4 protein-coding genes are annotated in these 5028 nt (G+C 43.3%); all 4 read left to right on the plus strand.

Going from position 1 to position 5028, the window contains the following annotated elements; translation table 11 throughout:
• The first annotated feature begins 461 nt into the window (after nucleotides 1-461).
• The 4 genes from pstS (at nucleotide 462) to pstB (ending at nucleotide 4926) form a co-directional block, all read left to right on the plus strand.
• Nucleotides 462-1583 carry a phosphate ABC transporter substrate-binding protein PstS gene (gene pstS / locus PX481_RS16465; RefSeq protein WP_002760020.1) on the plus strand — a complete coding sequence of 374 codons (1122 nt, stop codon included), beginning with the start codon at nucleotides 462-464 and terminating at the stop codon, nucleotides 1581-1583.
• 94 nt (nucleotides 1584-1677) lie between these two features.
• Nucleotides 1678-2637, plus strand: coding sequence for a phosphate ABC transporter permease subunit PstC (pstC, locus tag PX481_RS16470; RefSeq protein ID WP_288095037.1), 960 nt, complete (start codon nucleotides 1678-1680; stop codon nucleotides 2635-2637).
• Between the two features lie 391 nt (nucleotides 2638-3028).
• Nucleotides 3029-3922, plus strand: a complete 894-nt coding sequence (pstA, locus tag PX481_RS16475) for a phosphate ABC transporter permease PstA (RefSeq protein ID WP_002789476.1) — start codon at nucleotides 3029-3031, stop codon at nucleotides 3920-3922.
• Between the two features lie 200 nt (nucleotides 3923-4122).
• Nucleotides 4123-4926, plus strand: coding sequence for a phosphate ABC transporter ATP-binding protein PstB (gene pstB / locus PX481_RS16480; protein ID WP_288095039.1), 804 nt, complete (start codon nucleotides 4123-4125; stop codon nucleotides 4924-4926).
• Nucleotides 4927-5028: the final 102 nt, after the last annotated feature.

Genomic DNA, 5028 nt, shown 5'->3' on the forward strand with positions numbered 1-5028 from the left:
TCCTACAAATAATTGTGCCTCCCTACTTAAAACTAATGTTTAGTCAAAACAAATAGTAAAAGAAGAACGTAGGTTGGGTTGAAGCATGAAACCCAACGCCCGTATGGGTTACGCTACCGCTAACCCATCCTACAAATAATTGTGCCTCCCTACTTAAAACTAATGTTTAGTCAAAACAAATAGTAAAAGAAGAACGTAGGTTGGGTTGAAGCATGAAACCCAACGCCTGCATGGGTTACGCTACCGTTAACCCATCCTAAAAATAATTGTGCCTCCCTACTTAAAACTAATGTTTAGTCAAAATAAATAGTAAAAGAAGTTGAGATTTTTGTCTAGTTATCGAGAAAACTTTTCTTGACAATACATTATGTTTTTTTATTCACTTCTTAACCTATTCTTTACCAAGCAGTGGTAACTTTTAGCGTAAAATTTAAGGCAGTTTACGGCTCAAAATTAATCCTATGCCCAGCAGAAACAAGACCAATTTACTAACAGCCTTATCCCTAGCGACTTTAACAGCGACTTTAACCGCTTGTGGTGGCGGCGATACGCCGGGAACTAGCACAGAAGGGGACAATAGAATCGCCCAAGTTCCCCTAAAGGGAGAGGTCGCCCTCAATGGTGCGGGCGCTTCTTTTCCTGCACCCCTATATCAAAACTGGTTTGTCACCATCAATCAAATACTTTCCAAACTACTAATTAACTATCAATCTACCGGTAGCGGGGCGGGAGTCGAACAATTTATCCAAGGTACGATCGATTTTGGCGCTTCCGATGTGGCCATGAGTGACGAGGATATGGCCAGAGTTAGCCGCGGGGTGTTACTGTTACCGATGACGGCGGGAAGCATCGTTATGGCTTATAATTTGCCCGGAGTAGAAGGGCTGAAACTAAGTAGGGAAGCATATATAGGCATCTTTTTAGGCACGATTACCCGTTGGAACGATGCCAAAATCGCCGCCGATAACCCCGATTTAAAACTACCCAATGAAGAAATTACCGTAGTTCACCGGGCAGACGGTAGCGGGACGACGGGAGTTTTTACTAAGTTTTTAAGCGCCGTTAGTCCCGAATGGAAAAAAAGTATCGGTGAAGGAAAAGCCGTACAATGGCCGACCAAAAAAGGTAAATTTCTCGGCGGTAGAGGAAATGAAGGTGTAACTGCCCTAATTCAACAAAATCAAGGCTCGATTGGCTATATCGAGTACGGTTTCGCTAAAAATAATAAGCTGCCCATGGCCACTTTACAAAACCAAGCCGGTCAATTTGTTATCCCCAATGAAACTAACGCCGCTGCCACCTTAGCCACGGTGGAATTACCCGAAAATCTGCGGGCTTTTATCGTTGATCCCCCGGGGGAAAATTCCTACCCCATTGTCACCTATAGTTGGATGTTGGTTTATAAAAAATACAACGATCCCCAAAAAGCTTTAGCTATGGAGGCGATGATCGAATTTGGACTTAATCAGGGACAGGAACAGTCCGCCGCCCTTGGTTATATTCCCCTACCGAAAAACGTCCGCGAACGAGTAGCCGCCGCTGCCGATGTCATCTATCCCGATTACACAATCAATGTGGATTAGTAGCCGAAAAAATGTATTCAAAGTTACAATAATAGTGGAGAAAGGCCAATTTCGACCTTAGCTACCGCAAACTAGCTGGATTTAAACCCTAATCATGAGTGCGCCCACAGTTTCACCCGACTCAAATTTTAAAGAACGTCCAGAATCGGAAAAAATCCTCGATAAAGGCTTTGTTGGATTAACTACCGCCTTTGCCATCGCTATTGGGGTAATTTTGCTCCTAATTGCCCTAGTGATTTTTATTCGGGCTTTACCGGCGATTCAAACCTTTGGTCTGGGATTTTTGACCAGTAGTGCTTGGAATCCCGTGCGCGGTCGGGAAGAATTCGGAGTTCTGCCCGTTATCTACGGAACTCTCGTTAGTTCTCTGATTGCCCTCCTGATTGCTGTTCCCCTCGGTATCGGTTCGGCCATTTTTTTAAGCGAAGATTTTATTCCCTTAAATGCGCGGACAATTTTAGTTTTTCTCGTACAACTCTTGGCCGCTATTCCCAGTGTTGTTTACGGATTGTGGGGTATTTTTGTACTGATTCCTATACTCAGACCCCCGGGCAACTGGTTAAATGCTAATTTTAGTTGGATTCCTCTGTTTAGTACTCCTTTAGGGGGTCCTGGAATGTTACCGGCGGGGGTTATTTTAGCAATTATGATCCTGCCGATTATTATCGCTATCTCTCGTGACTCTTTGGCCGCTTTACCGCCGGATTTGCGGCAAGCTTCCCTAGGTTTGGGGGCCACCCGTTGGGAAACGATTTTTCGGGTCTTAATTCCTGCCGCTTTTTCTGGGATTGTTGGGGGGATTATGTTAGCTTTAGGGCGCGCTTTAGGGGAAACCATGGCAGTAACGATGATTATCGGCAATTCTAACCGCATTAGTGCCTCTATTCTCGCCCCTGCTAACACGATCGCTTCCTTATTGGCTAACCAATTCGCCGAAGCATCGGGAATGCAAGTATCAGCTTTAATGTATGCGGGTTTTGTTCTCTTGGTTTTGACCCTAGTAGTCAATATCTTCGCAGAATTAATCGTTAATCGCGTCAAAGCTAAGTATTAAGCCGTCGGTCGTCAGTTATCAGTTATCAGTTTTGAGTTTTAAGTTTTGAGTATTAAGTGAGCAGTTTGTATTAAGTGTTCATCATCAAATGGCAGTTTACTGCTGTCTTTTCACTTTTCACTGTTTACTAATCACTGATAACTGATTACTGTTCACTGATTACTGATAACTGATTACTGTTTAAGTAGCTGGTTATAATTAAATTAAAAATGGATTTTAGCTTCGATCCTCCCTTAATCCCCCCTTAATCCTAGGCTTGATTCATAGTAGGGTTGATTCATGAATCAACCCTACCCTTAATCCCCCCTTGATAAGGGGGGTGTCTGACAACTTTTAACACCTACCTACTTACTGTTCACTGATTACTGATAACTGATAACTGATAACTGATATGGATAGTGCGAATTTAGGCAATAATCTCAAAAAGAAACCGAGTAGTCCTCGATCGCTATTGGGGACAATTATGACCGTTCTCTCGGCTTTATGTTTAGCCGTCACCGTGATTCCCCTCTTTGCCGTCCTAGGCTTCGTTTTTGTGCAAGGGGTGGGTCGTTTAAACGCTAATCTCTTTACTAAATTACCGCCACCGCCGGGGTTAGGAGGAGGAGGCATCGCTAACGCCATTTTAGGGACAATTATCGTCGTCGCCCTAGCCACAGCGATCGCAGTTCCCATCGGCGTTTTAGCGGCGGTTTATCTCTCGGAATTTAGCGGTGATAACAAACTTGCCCAGGGTGTGCGCTTTGCTACCAACGTTCTAGCGGGTGTCCCTTCAATTATTGTCGGGGTTTTCGCCTACGGTTTGCTAGTTGCCCCCTTATTTGGCGAAGGAACAGCCCTTTTAGGCTTTTCTGCCCTGGCTGGTTCGATCGGTTTAGCGGTGTTAATGTTACCCACTATTATTAGAACCACCGATGAGGCTTTAAAAATCGTTCCCCAAGACATCCGCTGGGCGGCCATGGGTTTAGGGGCCTATAACTACCAAACCGTCCTAAAAATCGTCCTTCCTGCCGCAGTTCCCGCTATTTTAACCGGTGTGACTTTAGCAATTGCTAGGGCTGCCGGGGAAACCGCCTCCTTAATTTTTACGGCATTATTCTCTAACTTTTGGCCCCGGGGTGTCTTTGAACCGATTGCCACCCTTTCGGTCTTAGTTTTCAACTTTGCTACTGCCCCTTTTGCCCCCCAACAGCAATTAGCTTGGGCAGGTGCTTTAATTCTGGTGCTTTTGGTGTTGTTAACTAACATTTTATCCCGTTTAGCCACGCGCCAGAAAACCTATTAAGTCAAGGAAAAAGAACGTAGGTTGAGTTGAAGCATGAAACCCAACGCCCGCATAGTTTACGCTACCTCTAACCCATCCTACAAATAATTGTGCCTCTCTACTTAAGTCAGGGAAAAAGTGAAAAGCAAAAAGGGATATTTAAGTAAAAATCCACCTATCTTTCCAATTCCTCAATTAGCCAAACTCAAGGTAAATAATTTATGCTAACTAACTCTAACCCCCATTCTACAGGAACCGTTTTAAAGGTCGATAAGGCTGATATTTACTATGGTAATTATCGGGCAGTACGAGACGTTTCGATCGATATTCCCAAAAATAAAGTCACCGCTTTTATCGGACCCTCTGGCTGTGGAAAAAGTACCATTCTCAGGTGTTTTAATCGTCTCAATGATTTAATTCACGGTTTTCGTATTGACGGCAAAGTTTTTTATCATAACCAAGATATTTACTCTCAAGAGGTGGATCCTGTCGAAGTAAGAAAATACATTGGTATGGTGTTCCAGCGCCCTAATCCTTTTCCCAAATCCATTTATGATAATGTGGTTTACGGAGCGCGCTTAAATGGTTATAAAGGCGATTTGGATGAATTAGTAGAAACTTCCCTGCGTCGGGCTGCTCTCTGGGAAGAAGTAAAAGATAAACTGAAAGAAAGCGGTTTTTCCCTGTCGGGGGGACAACAACAAAGATTATGTATTGCTCGCGCTATTGCCGCTCAACCAGAAGTATTATTAATGGATGAACCCTGTTCGGCACTGGATCCAATTTCAACTTTAAAAGTTGAGGAATTAATGCACGAATTAAAAGAACGTTATACAATTATTATTGTTACTCACAATATGCAACAAGCTACTAGAGTAGCAGATTTAACGGCTTTTTATAACGCTGAACCCACCGATAAAGGTGGCAAAATTGGTTATTTAGTCGAGTTTGATCATACGGACAAAATCTTCGGTGATCCTCAAGAACAAGCAACTAAAGATTATGTTAGTGGACGTTTTGGCTAAATCAGTTATCAGTTATCAGTTATCAGTTATCAGTATAAAGTGGCAAGTTTGGAGTTTTCTTTTCACTGATTACTGTTTACTGGTCACTGAAAAAAACACCCA

This window comes from Microcystis sp. M53603_WE2 (assembly GCF_030065435.1).